Annotated in this window: 14 protein-coding genes; 5 read left to right on the top strand and 9 right to left on the bottom strand. The window is 69.5% G+C overall.

The annotated features are described in order from the left end of the window. Nucleotides 1-171 precede the first annotated feature (171 nt). From AB1I47_RS07665 to AB1I47_RS07635, 7 genes are all read right to left on the bottom strand, one after another. On the bottom strand, nucleotides 172-1,413 hold the full coding sequence (locus tag AB1I47_RS07665; RefSeq protein ID WP_354683175.1) for a UbiH/UbiF/VisC/COQ6 family ubiquinone biosynthesis hydroxylase: 1,242 nt from the start codon (nucleotides 1,411-1,413) through the stop codon (nucleotides 172-174). After that, a complete protein-coding gene (locus AB1I47_RS07660) occupies nucleotides 1,394-1,879 on the bottom strand; it encodes a hypothetical protein (RefSeq protein WP_354683174.1) in 486 nt (161 codons plus the stop codon). Before AB1I47_RS07660 ends, AB1I47_RS07665 begins: the two co-directional genes overlap by 20 nt. Further along, nucleotides 1,876-3,279 (bottom strand): aminopeptidase P N-terminal domain-containing protein, encoded by a 1,404-nt coding sequence (locus tag AB1I47_RS07655; protein WP_354683173.1) that lies wholly within the window; start codon nucleotides 3,277-3,279, stop codon nucleotides 1,876-1,878. The genes AB1I47_RS07660 and AB1I47_RS07655 overlap by 4 nt, the downstream gene beginning before the upstream one ends. Before the next feature lie 95 nt (nucleotides 3,280-3,374). Then, nucleotides 3,375-4,124, bottom strand: coding sequence for an N-acetylmuramate alpha-1-phosphate uridylyltransferase MurU (gene murU / locus AB1I47_RS07650; RefSeq protein ID WP_354683245.1), 750 nt, complete (start codon nucleotides 4,122-4,124; stop codon nucleotides 3,375-3,377). Between the two features lie 2 nt (nucleotides 4,125-4,126). Beyond that, nucleotides 4,127-4,450: an AzlD domain-containing protein gene (locus AB1I47_RS07645; protein WP_354683172.1), complete on the bottom strand. Its 324-nt coding sequence runs from the start codon at nucleotides 4,448-4,450 to the stop codon at nucleotides 4,127-4,129. After that, nucleotides 4,447-5,151: an AzlC family ABC transporter permease gene (locus AB1I47_RS07640; protein ID WP_354683244.1), complete on the bottom strand. Its 705-nt coding sequence runs from the start codon at nucleotides 5,149-5,151 to the stop codon at nucleotides 4,447-4,449. The genes AB1I47_RS07645 and AB1I47_RS07640 overlap by 4 nt, the downstream gene beginning before the upstream one ends. 104 nt (nucleotides 5,152-5,255) lie before the next feature. After that, the gene (locus AB1I47_RS07635) at nucleotides 5,256-6,290 is read right to left on the bottom strand and encodes an aminoglycoside phosphotransferase family protein (RefSeq protein WP_354683171.1); all 1,035 of its coding nucleotides are present in this window, start codon (nucleotides 6,288-6,290) and stop codon (nucleotides 5,256-5,258) included. Nucleotides 6,291-6,504: 214 nt separating this feature from the next. Between AB1I47_RS07635 and AB1I47_RS07630 the strand changes: the two genes are divergently transcribed. The 5 genes from AB1I47_RS07630 to trpS all read left to right on the top strand — a co-directional run bounded on the left by AB1I47_RS07630 (nucleotide 6,505) and on the right by trpS (nucleotide 13,564). Then, nucleotides 6,505-8,946 (top strand): LPS-assembly protein LptD, encoded by a 2,442-nt coding sequence (locus tag AB1I47_RS07630; RefSeq protein WP_354683170.1) that lies wholly within the window; start codon nucleotides 6,505-6,507, stop codon nucleotides 8,944-8,946. 9 nt (nucleotides 8,947-8,955) lie between these two features. Further along, nucleotides 8,956-10,443 (top strand): peptidylprolyl isomerase, encoded by a 1,488-nt coding sequence (locus tag AB1I47_RS07625; protein ID WP_354683169.1) that lies wholly within the window; start codon nucleotides 8,956-8,958, stop codon nucleotides 10,441-10,443. Between the two features lie 21 nt (nucleotides 10,444-10,464). After that, on the top strand, nucleotides 10,465-11,613 hold the full coding sequence (pdxA, locus tag AB1I47_RS07620; protein WP_354683168.1) for a 4-hydroxythreonine-4-phosphate dehydrogenase PdxA: 1,149 nt from the start codon (nucleotides 10,465-10,467) through the stop codon (nucleotides 11,611-11,613). Nucleotides 11,614-11,631: 18 nt separating this feature from the next. Continuing rightward, entirely contained in the window at nucleotides 11,632-12,465 is an 834-nt protein-coding gene (gene rsmA, locus AB1I47_RS07615) for a 16S rRNA (adenine(1518)-N(6)/adenine(1519)-N(6))-dimethyltransferase RsmA (RefSeq protein ID WP_354683167.1), read from the top strand. A gap of 64 nt (nucleotides 12,466-12,529) precedes the next feature. Beyond that, nucleotides 12,530-13,564, top strand: a complete 1,035-nt coding sequence (gene trpS / locus AB1I47_RS07610; protein WP_354683166.1) for a tryptophan--tRNA ligase — start codon at nucleotides 12,530-12,532, stop codon at nucleotides 13,562-13,564. Nucleotides 13,565-13,730: 166 nt separating this feature from the next. On the opposite strand, the gene AB1I47_RS07605 is transcribed toward trpS, so the two are convergent. Both AB1I47_RS07605 and gloA read right to left on the bottom strand, forming a co-directional pair. After that, nucleotides 13,731-14,597, bottom strand: a complete 867-nt coding sequence (locus tag AB1I47_RS07605) for a DMT family transporter (protein WP_354683243.1) — start codon at nucleotides 14,595-14,597, stop codon at nucleotides 13,731-13,733. A gap of 51 nt (nucleotides 14,598-14,648) precedes the next feature. Further along, nucleotides 14,649-15,056 (bottom strand): lactoylglutathione lyase, encoded by a 408-nt coding sequence (gloA, locus tag AB1I47_RS07600; RefSeq protein WP_354683165.1) that lies wholly within the window; start codon nucleotides 15,054-15,056, stop codon nucleotides 14,649-14,651. Nucleotides 15,057-15,075 lie beyond the last annotated feature (19 nt).

Genomic DNA, 15,075 nt, shown 5'->3' with positions numbered 1-15,075 from the left:
CTGCCCAAGATTTGAGCATCTGCGGCGCATCGGCGCGACAGCACGTGGCGCAAATGCCGCCGGTCGGTGGCAGCCCGGCAATGATGGAGGAGCCGGCAAGCGGACCGTTGCGCGCGGCGGGCCAATCCACCTGGCCGCTGCCGCGCGTGGCGCCCGCGCCACGCAGGAGGATCAGCGCCGCATGCCGAACATCATATGGCGCGCCAGCGCATGCCGCAGCGGCGGCATGCAGGCCAGCGCCGCCAGCGACGCGCCGCGGGCGTGCGCCGCCAGCGGATAGGGCACGCCGAAGAGCCGCGGCAGCAGGTCGGTGACGCCGATCGTGACCGCGCGGTCCAGCCGGTGGCGGCTGGCAAAGGACTGCAGCGCCTGCGGCGTGCAGGCGCTGCGCAGCGAGTCGGCCAGCGCAAAGGCATCGCGCAGGCCCAGGTTGAGCCCCTGGCCGGCCACCGGGTGCAGCGTCTGCGCGGCATTGCCGACCGCCGCGACGCGGCCGTTGACCGTCACCGGTGCCGCGTTCAGTCCCAGCGGAAAGGCGTGGCGCTTGCCCGCCAGCGTGAAAGCGCCCATGCGGTCGCCAAAGACCTGGCCCAGCTCCGCGGCGAACGCGGCTTCGGGCAGCGCCAGCCGGCGCGCGGCCTGCTCCGGCGGGCAGCACCACACCAGCGCGTAGCCCTGCACACCATGCTCGTCGTACGGCAGCAGCGCCAGCGGCCCTTCCTCGGTAAAGCGCTCCCAGGCCCAGCCCGGCTGCGGGCGCGAGCAGGTGACATGGGCGATCACCGCGGTCTGGCGATAGTCGCGCGTGCGCGCGCCATGGCCGCGGTGCGCGGCCTGCTCGTGGAACAGCCCGCCCTCGGCCTGCACCGCCAGGCGCGCGGTAAAGCGCGCGACCTGGCCGTCGTGGGCGGTGCCGGTCAGGTGCACGTGGCCGGTATCGACAACGTCCGCGACCTCCTCCAGCCCGCGCGGCACCGGGTCCTGCTCGATCTGGTCGATACGGGTCTCGAATACGCGCTGCAGCCGGTCTTCGCCGGCGCCCTGCGCGGCGCGGGCGAGGGCGCGTTCCAGCACGTCGCACAGCTCGCCGTAGCGCACCACGTAGCCGAGGGCCGGCACGCCGTAGTCGTCATGGTGCAGCCGCACATGGCCGAAGCGGCCGCGCTGCGACACATGGATATGTTCGATCGGGCTGCCGGGCACTGGCCACGCGCCAATCTGCTCCAGCAACTGGCGGCTGCCGTGCGACAGCGCGATCGCGCGCGGGTCGCGCGCGGCGCGCGCCGGCGTGGCGGCGTCGATCAGCGTGATGCGCCAGTCGGCGGTGCGCAGCAGCTGGCACGCCAGCGCCAGCCCGACCGGGCCGCCGCCGACGATGGCGATATCGCGGGAATCAGCTTGCGCGGCGGGCATCGTCGCTGCCTCCTGCATTGCCTCCCTGGTGTGCGCCTTCACTGCCGGCATCGGCGCCCCGCTTCCAGCAGATCGCATCCGAGCGCGACTTGCCGGCCGCGGCGTCGCGCATCGCATTGTCGAGCTTCTGGTGATTGAAGCCCGGCAGCGCGCGCAGCCGCTCGAGCAATGCGGCATGGTTGGCGGCATCGAACGGCACCACGCAGCCCTGGCCGCTGTCCTCCGCGCCGATCAGGATCAGCCAGGCGGTGCCGGCCCACGGCGCGCGGTCCGACACGCGCACCACCACGCGCTCGAGCACGTCCCAGGCGACTTCCTCGCGCTGGCCGTCGGGGCGGTGAACCACCACGCGGTCGTCATACAGGTTGATGATGAAGGGATCGGACGGATCCAGCCGGCGCGTGGCTCCCGCATTGTTGCCGCTGCGGTCCTGGCCGGGAAGGATCCTGCGCAGCCAGCCGATCATCGCAGCTCTCCGGTAGCAGGTTGTTGGTCGCGCATCAGCGCCTCGATCTCGTCGGCGCGCACCGGCACGCCGCGCGTGATCAGCTCGCAGTCGCCGTCGGTGACGATGGCGTCGTCCTCGATGCGGATGCCGATATGCCAGTAGCGCTCGGGTACGTCCTCGGCCGGGCGCACGTAGATGCCCGGCTCGATGGTCAGCACCATGCCGGGCTGCAGCGGGCGCCACGGGCGCTCGCCTTCGCCGTTGTGGCTTGAGACCCGGTATTCGCCCACGTCATGCACATCCATGCCGAGCCAGTGGCCGGTGCGGTGCATGTAGAACCGGCGGTAGCTGCCGTTGGCGAGCACGTCGTCGAGCGTACCTTCCTTGTTGCGGTCGAGCAGGCCGGTATCGAGCATGCCCTGCGCCAGCACACGCACGGCGGCGTCGTGCGGCACGTTGTAGGGCACGCCCGCGCGGGTTTCGGCGATGGCGGCTTCCTGCGCGGCCACCACCAGGTCGTACAGCTCGCGCTGCGCCGGCGAGAAGCGCCCCGAGACCGGGAAGGTGCGGGTGATGTCCGAGGCGTAGCCGTCCAGCTCGCAGCCTGCGTCGATCAGGCACAGGTCGCCGTCCTTCAGCTCGGCCGGGCCGGCGCGATAGTGCAGCACACAGGCGTTGGGGCCGGCGGCGACGATCGAGTTGTAGGCCACGCTCTGCGCGCCGTGGCGGCGGAATGCATAGAGCAGCTCGGCTTCCAGGTGATATTCGCGCAGACCGGCGCGGGTGGCCTGCATCGCGCGCACATGAGCACGCGCCGAGATCTCGGCGGCGCGGCGCATGGTGGCCAGCTCGCCCGCGTCCTTGAACAGGCGCATCTCGTCGAGCAGTGTGCGGATATCGAGCGCGACCGAGGGCGCGGTGACGCCGGCGCGGCCCTGCATGCGCACGGCGTCCAGCCAGCGGCGCAGCTGCATGTCGGTGCGGGTCGAGTCGGCGAGCGGGTAGGCAAGCTGCGCGCGGTTGGCCAGCAGCGACGGCAGCGTGGCATCGATCTCCTCGACCGAGTGCGCTTCATCGAAGCCGAACGCGGCGCGCGCGCCTTCGGGACCGAAGCGGAAGCCGTCCCAGATCTCGCGCTCTTCGTGCTTGGGGCGGCAGAACAGGATGCTGCGGTCGGCCTCGGCCGGATCGCCGGGCGCGCCCGCCACCAGCACCAGTACGGCTTCGGGCTCGGGAAAGCCGGTCAGGTAATAGAAGTAGCTGTCGTGCCGGTACGGGTAGTCGCTGTCGCGGTTGCGCATGGCTTCCGGCGCCGTGGGCAGGATCGCCACGCCACCGCCGCCGGCGCGCAGGTGCTGCAGCACACGGGCGCGGCGGTCGCGGCAAGCGGCGAGGAGGGCATTGTCGGGTGCGGACATGTCAGGGCCTGGATGGGGAGGATCAGGCCGATTCTAACGCCGCTGGGCGCCCCGCTGCGCCGGTGGACCGAAAGTCGCGTGGCGACGCGAGCGCGCTAGCGTCCGTGCGCGGCCGCACGCGTCGGCGCCAGCGCCGCACTCACCGCGGCATCCAGCTCCGCCAGTTGCCCCGGCGTCCCCACATTCTCCCAGCGCCCGTCAAAGCGCTCGGCGCTGGCGGTGCCGGCGGCGATGGCAGCGTGATAGGTCGGCGTCATCGGCACCCGGGTGCCGGGCGCGATACCGGTGAAGAAGCGCGTGTCGTACAGCCCGATATTGCCGAAGGTGAGCCGTTCGCCACCCGCCGGATGCTCGTCCAGCGACAGCCGCCCCTGCGCATCCATCGCGAAATCCCCCCGCGGATGGAACGACGGGTTGGGCACCATCACCAGGTGCATGCGCGGTTCGGCCGCGCCCGCCAGCGCCGCGGCGCGCGGCAGCAGCGCGCGGAAGTCGTAGTCGCAGAAGATATCGCCGGACACGGCCAGGAAGATCTCGCCCCGCTCCGGGGCATGCGACAACAGCGGCAGGGCCTTGGCGATGCCGCCCGCGGTTTCCAGCGCCTGGCCTTCGGCCGAATACGCAATGCGCACGCCGAAGCGGCTGCCGTCGCCCAGCGCGGCCTCGATCTGCTCGCCCAGCCACGCATGGTTGATGACGATGTCGCGCAGGCCGGCGCGCGCCAGCGCCTCGATCTTCCAGACGATCAGCGGCTTGCCGCCCACTTCCAGCAAAGGCTTGGGGCGGCTGTCGGTCAGCGGGCGCATGCGGTCGCCGCGACCGGCGGCGAAGATCATGGTTTTTATTGTCAAGACAAAGCCTCCAGCGCGAGCAGCGTGGCCATGCCGCCGGCAATGGTCCAGCCTACGCTGCGGGTACGCGCGGCAATCAGGATGGCGACCACGCCAGCCACCAGGCGGGCGTTGGTCGGGGTCAGGGCGAGCTCGCCGTGCTGCATCAGCAGGTCGGGCGCGATCAGCGCCGACAGCATCGCGGCCGGCACGAACTGCAGCGCGGTGCGGAACCACGGCGGCAGCCGCACGCGGCCTTCCACGGCGATAAACGACAGCCGGATCAGGAAGGTGGCCAGGCCCGCGGCGAGAAATACCCACAGCAGGGTCAACGAATTCATGCGGCCTCCTCGCCTGCCGAACCGGCGGCGCCGGGGGCCTTGGCGGCAGCGCGCGGCCCGGGGCGGTTGCCGCGGCCCAGCACCAGCATGCCGGCCGCAATGCCGCCGAGCGCGGCCACCATCAGGCCCAGCTTGTGCGGCAGCCCGAAGCAGGCCACCGCCAGCACGCTGGCGGCCAGTGCCGCGGCCACATGCGAGCGGTGCTTCAGCCCCGGCACGATGATGCCGATGAAGGTCAGCGGCAAGAAGAAATCGAGCGGCCAGTCGCGCGGCACCTGGGCGCCGACCAGCACCCCGGCCAGCGTCGACAGCTGCCAGCTTGCCCACAGCGCGAAACCGCCGCCAAAGTAATACCAGTGGCGATATTGCGCGCGCGGGCCGGTATCGCCCAGCCGGTGCGTCATCGCGGCAAAGGCCTCGTCGGTCAGCAGGTAGGCGATCAGCGCCTTCCAGCGCCGCGGCAGGTGCGCCAGCGACGGCGCGATGGTGGCCGAATACAGCGCGTGGCGCAGGTTGACCATCGCCACCGTCAGCGTGATCACGACCGCCGGCGTGCCGGCCGTCCAGAGCTGGGTCAGGATCATCTGCGAGGCGCCGCCGAACACGATCACGCTCATCGCGCAGGCCAGCCACGCGGGCATCCCGGCGCCGACCGCCAGCACGCCGTAGATCAGCCCGAACGGCACTACGCCAAGCAGCATGGGCGCGAGGGCGCGCGCGCCGGCCAGCCATTCGCCGACGGCGGTGATGGCGGGGGCGTCGCTGGCGCCGGGGTCGCGGGCTTCAGGCACGTCTGGCACGGGCGTCAGAAGGTGTAGCCGGCCGGGCTGGCCACGCCTTCAAGCGCGTCCAGCAGGCGGACCAGCTTGCGCAATTCGGTGTAGCGGCCGGCCACGTGGCGGGTGTACTTCATCACCAGCGGCAGGTTGGCCAGGTAGCCGTCCTTGCCGTCGCGATGGTACAGCCGCGCGAAGATGCCCAGCACTTTCAGATGGCGCTGCAGGCCCATCCACTCGAAATCGCGGTAGAACTCGCCGAAATCGGCGCTGACCGGCAGGCCGGCCTTGCGCGCGCGCTCCCAGTAGCGGATCAGCCAGTCGAGCTGCTGCTCCTCGTCCCATTCGATATAGGCGTCGCGCCACAGCGAGACCGCGTCATAGGTGATCGGGCCGATCACCGCGTCCTGGAAGTCCAGCACGCCCGGATTGTCGCCGCCATCCAGCACCATCAGGTTGCGCGAGTGGAAATCGCGGTGCACGTAGACCTGCGGCTGGCCCAGGTTGTTGGAAAGCAACGCTTCCATCACTTCGCGCAGGTCGGCCTGCTGGGAATCGCTCAGCGTGGCGCCCAGGTGTTTTCCGACATACCACTGCGGGAACAGGTCGAGCTCGCGCTGCAGCAGCGCGCGGTCGTAGGCCGGCAGCTCGCCCGGGCGCGTGGCGGCCTGGATGCGCACCAGCGCGGCTGCGGCGTCGGCATACATGCCGTGGGCGGTGGAATCGTCCAGCCGCGACAGGTAAGTCTGGCTGCCCAGGTCGGCCAGCAGCAGGAAGCCCTGCTCCAGGTCCTGCGCCAGCACGGTCGGCACGGTCACGCCGGCGTCGCCGAACAGCTTGCACACATGGATGAACGGGCGGCAGTCCTCGTGCGCCGGCGGTGCGTCCATCACGATGGCGCTCGGATGCGCCGGATTGCCGGTGCTGACGCGGAAATAGCGCCGGAAGCTGGCGTCGGCCGAGGCGGGGGCGCAGGAGTCGGGGTCGGCGGACCATGCCGGTCCGAGTCCGGACACCCAGGTCTTGAGCTGGTCCAGGCGCGGGTCGTGGGGAAGTGCTGCCATATAGGAGGGGCGAGGAGGGGCGCGAAATGAAATCGGAAATGAAACCGAAAGTAAGCCGGAAGGGGAGCTTTGGTTGCCCCGTATAATACCCGACCAGACCCGGGCGCCGGGTGGCCTCCGGGAGGGGCCCTTCGTCGCCCCGCAGCCTGCTCCCGGCGGGGGCTGGCGGCTTGCAGGCGGCCGCAGCCGACGCCGAGACTGACCACCCGTGCGAATGACCGAACAACGACGAACACCGAACAACAGGGCCCTGTCTTCGCCTGCCCCCATTGGCGCCGCCCCCCGCGCCAGGCGCGCCGGCGGCCTGAACGCGGCCACGCTGCGGCCGCTGGTGCTGGCCATGGCCGGCCTGTCGGCCGGCGCCCAGGCGCAGATGTCGGGCTCGGCGATTCCGGACCTGGACCAGGTCGAGCCGGTGTTCGAGGCCGCCCCGAAAGTGCCCGAGTCGCCCACTGTGTCAGGCGAAATGGTGCCGCGCCTTGCGGAACCCGCCAAACAGAGCGAGCCCGACTCCGACGCCCCGACCTTTATCGAGGCCGACCGCATGACCGGCTACAGCGAGCGCGGAGTCGAGCTGGAGGGCCATGCCGAGCTGCGCCGCGACGGCAGCGTGGTCAAGGGCGACAAGCTGAGCTACGACCAGGACACCGACGAGGCCTTCGCCCAGGGCAACGTGCGCCTGTCGCGCAGCGGCACGCTGGCGGTCGGCCCCGAGGCCCGCATGAAGGTCGAGGCCAACGAAGGCTACATGCTGTCGCCGGACTATTACTTCCAGCAGACCGGCGGCTCGGGCAAGGCCGAGCGCATCGATTTCCTGGACAAGGACCGCAGCACCATCAAGCGCGCGTCGTACACCACCTGCTCGCCGGACAACGCCGACTGGTACTTCAGCGCGAACCAGATCGACCTGGACAGCGACCGCCAGGTGGGCGTGGCCTACGGCGGCGTGCTGAACTTCTTCGGCGTGCCGATCGCGGCGGCGCCGGCGTTCAGCTTCCCGCTCAACGACGAGCGCCGCAGCGGCTTCCTGCCGCCGCTGATGGGTTACGGCTCGCGCTCAGGCTTCGACCTGACGATGCCGTACTACTTCAACATCGCGCCGAACCGCGACCTCACGATCTTCCCGCGGCTGATGACCGAGCGCGGCCTGCAGCTCGGCGGCGAGTACCGCTACCTGGGCCAGGGCTATTCGGGGCGTCTGCGCGCCGAATTCCTGCCCGACGACAGGAAGACCAACTCGAACCGCTGGGCCTACTCGATCCAGCACAACCAGAACCTGGCGCCGGGGCTCAATGCCTACCTGAACGTGAACCGGGTCTCGGACGACCGCTACCCGGACGACTTCAACCGCAGCGTGTCGCAATCGACGCTGCGCCAGTACGTGCAGGAAGGCGGCGTCACCTACAACTGGCAGGATTTCGCGCTGATGGCGCGGGTGCAGAAGTTCCAGACGCTGCGCCCGAGCGAGCCGTCGTACGAGCGCGTGCCGCAGTTGAACGGCAAATACACGCGCTATGACCTGGGCGGCTTCGACGTGCAGGTGGAAGCCGACTACACGCGCTTCCGCATCCCGCTGACGTCCACCGGCTTCCAGCAGCCGCAGGGCGAGCGCATGTTCATCCAGCCGAGCATCAGCTACCCGATCGTCCGGGCCGGATGGTACGTGACGCCGAAGGTCACCTTCAACGCGACGCAGTACCAGATGGAGTCGCAGAGCAACACGCCGACCGCGCAGACCAATTTCTCGCGCGTGCTGCCCACCGTCAGCCTGGATTCGGGCATGACCTTCGAGCGTGATGCGCCGTCGCTCAGCCGCCTGTTCGGGGTGAACTACGTGCAGACGCTGGAGCCGCGCCTGTTCTATGTCTACACGCCGTTCCGCGACCAGAGCCTGTTCCCGCTGTTCGATACGGTGCAGTCGGACTTCGGCTACGGGCAGATCTTCAGCGAGAACCCGTTCACCGGCTATGACCGCATCGCCGACAACAACAAGCTGACCGGCGGCCTGACCACGCGCCTGATCGAGTCCAGTACCGGCATCGAGCGCTTCCGCGGCACCATCGCGCAGCGCTATGACTTCACCGGCCAGCGCGTGCAGCTCAACGGCACCGTGGCCGATCCCAAGCCGGGCGCCTCGGACCTGCTGGCGGCCACCACCATCCAGCTCTTCCGCGGCTATTACCTGGACACCGGCATCCAGTACAACCTGGACACCGACCGCATCAACTACGGCAACGTCGCGTTCTCGTACCGCCCCGAGCCGCGCAAGCTGTTCAACGCCGGCTACCGCTACCGCCGCCCGACCTCGGTGACCGACAACACCGCGATCGACCAGTTCGAGCTGTCGGGCCAATGGCCGATCACGCGCCGCGCCTACGGCATCGCGCGCTTCGCCTTCGACCTGAGCGCCAGCCAGATGGTCGACACGCTGGCCGGCATCGAATACGCGGCGGACTGCTGGGTCGGCCGCGTGGTCTACCAGCGCTTCCGCAACACCACGCAGGGCTACACCGGGCGGGTCTTCCTGCAGGTGGAGTTCCGTGGCCTTTCCAAGATCGGTTCCAACCCGCTGGATATCCTCCGCCTGAACGTGCCGGGCTACGAGCCCGTGACCGCCAAGCCGGTGTCGACGACCCAGTTCGATCACTATGAATGACGGATTACGATGAAACGTCAAGAATTCGCTGTGCTTTCCATTCTCCTGACGTCGTGGCACCGCCTGCTGCTGCCGGCCGCGATGGTCGGCATGGCCACGCTGGCCGCGCCCGCTGCCGCGCAGCTCAAGGCGCCCGGCGGGTCGCGCCCCAGCGGCATCTTCGTGCCGCAGCCGTCTGACGTCACGGCGCCGTCGAGTCAGCCCAAGCTGGGCGTGCCGCCGCCGGCCGGCACCGGACAGAAGCGTTCGCAGCTGGTCGACGAAGTGGTTGCGGTGGTCAACAACGGCGTGATCACGCGGCGCGAGCTGCTCGACCGCGCCGACGAGATCGAAGGCCAACTGCGCGCCGCCGGCCGTCCGGTGCCGGCGCGGGCCGACCTGCTGGGCGAGGTGCTGGAGCGCCTGGTGATGGAGCGTGTGCAGACCCAGGCCGCGCAGGACGCCGGCATCCGCGTGACCGACCAGGAAATCGACCGCGCCATCGAATCGGTGGCGCAGCAGAACCGCATGAACGCCACCGAGCTGCGCCGCCGCGTGGAAGGCAGCGGCATGACCTGGACCAAGTACCGCGACGAACTGCGCAAGCAGGTGCAGGTGATCCGCCTGCGCGAGCGCGAGGTCGATTCCAAGGTGCAGGTCTACGACGGCGAGATCGACAACTACCTGGCGGCCCGCGGCGGCCAGGGCGCGGCTACCGGCCCGACCGAGTACAACGTGGCGCAGATTCTCGTGCGCGTGCCCGAGAACGCATCGGACGCGCAGAAGCAGGCGCTGCGCGCCAAGGCCGAGGGGCTGCTCAAGCAGGCCCAGGGCGGCGCCGACTTCGCCCAGCTCGCGCAATCGAACTCCGAAGGCCCCGAGGCCGCGCAGGGCGGGGCGATGGGCTTCCGCGAGATCGGCCGCCTGCCGGCGCTGTTCGCCAATGCCGTGGTCGACCTGCAGGTTGGCGGCCTGGCGCCGCAGGTGGTGGAGAGCGCCGCGGGCTTCCATGTGGTCAAGCTGGTGGCCAAGCGCGCGGCGCCGGCATCCAGCCCGGTCGCGGCCGGCAAGATCACCCAGACCCAGGTGCGCCACATCCTGATCCGCACCGGCCCCAACATGCCCGAGGCAGAGGCGCGCCGCCAGCTCAGTACGCTGCGCGACCGCATTACCCACGGCGGCGATTTTGCGGATGCGGCCAAGCGCTTCTCGCAGGACGGCTCGGCGCAGAAGGGCGGCGAGCTCGGCTGGATATCGCCGGGCGAGCTGGTGCCCGAGTTCGAGCAGGCCATGAGCCGGCTGCGCCCGGGCGAGATCTCCGAGCCGGTGGTCACGCAGTTCGGCGTGCACCTGATTCAGGTGCTGAACCGCCGCGAGAGCGAGCTGTCGCCCGAGAAGCAGCGCGATTTCGCCCGTGCCGAAGTCCGCGAACAGAAGCTGCGCGCGGCCTATGATGACTGGGTGCGCCAGCTCCGCTCGCAGGCGTACGTGGAGTACCGCATCAACCGGCAGCGCTGACGCCTGCCCCACCTGCCTGACATGCCCGACCCTCTAGCCCTGGCCATCTCCACCGGCGAACCTGCCGGCATCGGCCCCGATATCACCATCGGGGCGTTGCTGCAGCTCGCTGGTGCGAACAACGGCGGGCATGGCGGCCATGGCGGCCATGGCGGCCATGGGGGCAACGGCGGCGCTCACTACCGCTTCCATGTGCTGGGCGATGCCCGCCTGCTGGCCGAACGCGCCGCGGCGCTGAGCGTCACGCATGCCTGGGAGCGGCGCATCGCCGACGGCGACGTGGTGATCGAGGATATCCCGCTGGCGGTGCCGTGCGAGGCCGGCCGGCTCGACGCGCGCAACGGCCGCTATGTGCTGGCGCTGCTGGATGCCGCCATCGCCGGCTGCCGCGCGCATGGCAGGACCGCGCCCCGGTATGCCGCGATGGTCACGGCGCCGGTGCAGAAGAGCACCATCAACGACGCCGGCATTCCCTTCACCGGCCATACCGAATACCTGGCCGACAGCGCCCGCGTGCCGCGCGTCGTGATGATGCTGGCCGGCCCGCAGCCCGCCCACGGCGGCGCCATGCTGCGCGTGGCGCTGGCCACCACCCACCTGCCATTGCGCGCGGTGCCCGATGCGCTGTCGATCCCGCTGCTGGTGCACACGCTGCAGATCATCGATGCCGACCTGCGCCGCTACTTCGGCATCGCGCGGCCGCGCATCCTGGTGACGGGCCTGAACCCCCACGCCGGCGAAAGCGGCCATATGGGCCGCGAAGAGATCGATATCATCGAGCCCGCGCTGGCGCAGGCGTGCGACGCCGGCATCGACGCGCGCGGGCCCTACCCCGCCGACACGCTGTTCCAGCCGCGCCACCTGCGCGATGCCGACTGCGTGCTGGCGATGTACCATGACCAGGGGCTGGCGCCGCTGAAATACGGCACCTTCGGCCACGGCGTGAACATCACGCTGGGACTGCCCTTTATCCGCACCTCGGTGGACCACGGCACCGCGCTGGACCTGGCTGGCACCGGCCAGGCCGAGCACGGCAGCATGATCGAGGCCATCCGCAGCGCGGTCACCATGGCCGGCCACGCCAATGGCCGGCTTGCCGGCGCCAATGGCAACCATGGCGCCCCGGGCCATCCTGGCCATACCATTTCCGGCACGCAGCCGCCATGCTGAAGCCGGACGAATAAACCCATGCGTTCAAACGTGCACCAGGGCCATGTGGCCCGCAAACGATTCGGGCAGAACTTCCTGGTCGACGACACCATCATCCACGGCATCGTCAATGCCATCAGCCCGCAGGCCGACGACGTGCTGGTCGAGATCGGGCCCGGCCTGGGCGCGCTGACCAACCCGCTGCTCGAACGGATCCCGCAGATGCAGGTGGTGGAGCTCGACCGCGACCTGGTCGAGCGCCTGCGCCGCCGCTACGGCGAGCGCCTGCAGGTCCACGCCGGCGACGCACTGGACTTCGACTTCGGCAAGCTGGAAGTGCCGGGGCGGCCGCTGCGCATCGTCGGCAACCTGCCGTACAACATTTCCAGCCCGCTTTTGTTCCACCTGATGCAGTTCGCCGACAAGGTGCGCGACCAGCACTTCATGTTGCAGAAGGAAGTGGTCGAGCGCATGGTGGCCGAGCCGGGCAGCAAGGCCTTCGGGCGGCTGTCGATCATGCTGCAGGTCCGCTACTACATGGAGCATGTGCTGGATGTGCCGCCGGGCTCGTTCAACCCGCCGCCCAAGGTCGATTCCGCCGTGGTCCGCATGATCCCGTGGCCGCGCCACAACGATGGCCGGCTGCGCTCGCCGCATGCCGATTGCGACATCACCGTGCTGGGCGACGTGGTGACCGCGGCGTTCTCGCAGCGGCGCAAGGTGCTGCGCAATACGCTGTCGTTCCTGCGTGACCAGGTGGACTTCGACGCGATGGGCTTCGACCTCGGCCGCCGTGCCGAGGAAGTGCCAGTCGGCGAGTATGTCGAGCTGGCGCGGCGCGTGAGCGGCGGCCAGGCAGGCAAAGCCGCCTGACGCATCCCGCCGAAGTCTCCCGAACCCTGAATTTCTCCGCGACTATTCCGTGCAAGACCGTCCCATGACAGCCCAGACCCAAACCAACCGGCGTCCCGTGATCCTGACCGGCGACCGACCCACCGGCCCGCTGCACCTCGGCCACTACGTCGGCTCGCTGAAGAGCCGCGTGGCGCTGCAGGACTCGCATGAGCAGTACCTGCTGCTGGCCGACACCCAGGCCATGACCGACAACGCGCACGATCCCGACAAGGTGCGCCGCAATGTGCTGGAAGTGGCGCTGGACTACCTGGCCGTCGGCATCGACCCGGAAAAGACCACCATCACCGTGCAGTCGCACCTGCCCGCGCTGGCCGAGCTGACGCTGATGTACCTGAACTTCGTCACGGTGGCGCGGCTGGAGCGCAACCCGACCATCAAGGAAGAAATCCAGGCGCGCGGCTTCGGCCGCGATATCCCGGCCGGCTTCCTGTGCTACCCGGCCTCGCAGGCGGCGGACATCACCGCCTTCAAGGCCCAGGTGGTGCCGGTGGGCGAAGACCAGGCGCCGCTGATCGAGCAGACCAACGAGATCGTGCGCCGCATCAACCACCAGGTCGGCCGCGACGTGCTGCCCGAGTGCAAGGCGCTGATCCCCGAGTTCGGCCGGCTGCCCGGCGTCGACGGCAAGGCCAAGATGAGCAAGTCGATGGGCAACGCGATCGCGCTGGGCGCCTCGCCCGAGCAGATCAAGGCCGCGGTGCACAGCATGTACACCGACCCCAACCACCTGCGCGTGTCGGACCCGGGCCAGGTCGAGGGCAACGTGGTGTTCACCTACCTGGATGCATTCGATCCCAGCACCGAGGAAGTCAAGGCGCTGAAGGAGCACTACCAGCGCGGCGGCCTGGGCGACATGGTACTCAAGCGCCGCGTCGAAGGCATCCTGCAGGACATGCTGGCCCCGATCCGCGCGCGGCGCGAGGAGTTGGCCAAGGATCCGGACTATGTGTTCGACATCCTGCGCAAGGGCACCGAGAAGGCGCGCGCGCTGACGCAGCAGACGCTGGATGAGGTGCGGGATGCGTTGGGGATGTTTTCGTTTGAGGCGCGGCGGTAAATCCCCGCTGCGCGGAAGAGGAGAGCGGTTTTGGGTGCTCCCAAGCCGCTCGAGCTAGCCTAAGCAAGGTGTTCTCCCTCTCCCCTCAGGGCCCTCAGGGGGAGAGGGGAGCGTTCGCCAGGGGTGTCGGTTTGATCCAGCGCTGTACGATTGGCGAACGCCGATCTCACCCCCGCCGATTCACCAGCACAATCCCCGCCATCACCAACACCGCCGCCACCGCAAACCGCGCCCCCACGGCGTCATGCATCAGCACCACGCCGAAGGCCACGCCGAACAGCGGCGTCAGAAAGGAAAACACCGACAGCCGCGACGCCAGGTAGCGCCGCAATAGCCAGAACCAGGTCAGGTAGCTGGCAAACGCAATCAGCACCGACTGGTAGAACAGGCTCGCCAGCACCACGCCGTCGATCTGCACCGTCGTGGCCTGGCCAGCAGCCACCGCCATCGCCAGCAGCATCACCGCCGAAACCGCCAGCTGGTACAGCAGCGTTTTGCTTGCGGGAGCGCTGGCAAGCGGGCTCGCTCGTACCACCACGGTGGTGGCCGCCCACAGCGCGCCAGCAAGGATGCCCAGCGCATCGCCCAGCAGCGTACTGCCCTGCGCCGACGGTGCGGCGATGCCATCGGCAAAGGCCAGCGCCATCCCCACGAACGCCAGCGCCACGCCCAGCCACTGCCCGGTCTGCAGCTGCTCGCCCGGCACCACGACATGCAGCCCCAGTGCGGTAAAGATCGGCGCGGTGTACAGGAACACCGCCATGCGCGAGGCCGTGGTATGCCCCAGCCCGACGAAGATGCAGAAGAACTCGGCGCCGAACAGCAGCCCGGCCAGCAGGCCCGCGTGGAGCGTGCCGTCGCGCCGCCACATCGGCGTGCCGCGCCACGCGGCAAAGCCGAACACCAGCAGCGCCGCGACTGCCGAACGCACGCCGGCCTGCAGTACCGCGCCCATCAGCGGCGCGGTGACCTTGATCACCACCTGCTGCAGGCCCCAGCCGGCGCACAGCACCACCATCAGGCCCACCGCCATGCCGTCGAGCGGGCGGCGGGTCAGGGTTTGCGTGGTCACCGGGAACGCCGCTTACGGACGGCTGGCGTCGCGGGTGGAGTGGCGCTCGATCAGCTCGATCTTGTAGCCGTCCGGGTCTTCGACAAAGGCGATCACGGTGGTGCCGCCCTTGACCGGGCCGGCCTCGCGCGTGACCTTGCCGCCGGCGGCGCGGATGCGCTCGCAGGCTGCGGCGGCGTCGTCAGTTTCCAGCGCGATATGGCCGTAGGCGGTGCCCAGGTCGTATTTGTCGACGCCGTAGTTGTAGGTCAGCTCTAGCACCGCGGTCTCGCTCTCGGGGCCGTAACCGACGAAGGCGAGGCGGTACTTGTATTCGGGGTTGTCGCTCTCGCGCAGCAGCTGCATGCCGAGAATGCGGGTGTAGAAATCGATCGAGCGCTGCAGGTCGCCGACGCGCAGCATGGTGTGGAGGAGTCGCATTTGAGGGCCTTCAACTGTT

Source organism: Cupriavidus necator (assembly GCF_040578825.1).
Taxonomy (GTDB): domain Bacteria; phylum Pseudomonadota; class Gammaproteobacteria; order Burkholderiales; family Burkholderiaceae; genus Cupriavidus; species Cupriavidus necator_E.
Note: the sequence above shows the minus strand (reverse complement) of the source record. Positions and strands in the feature narration are given on the sequence as shown.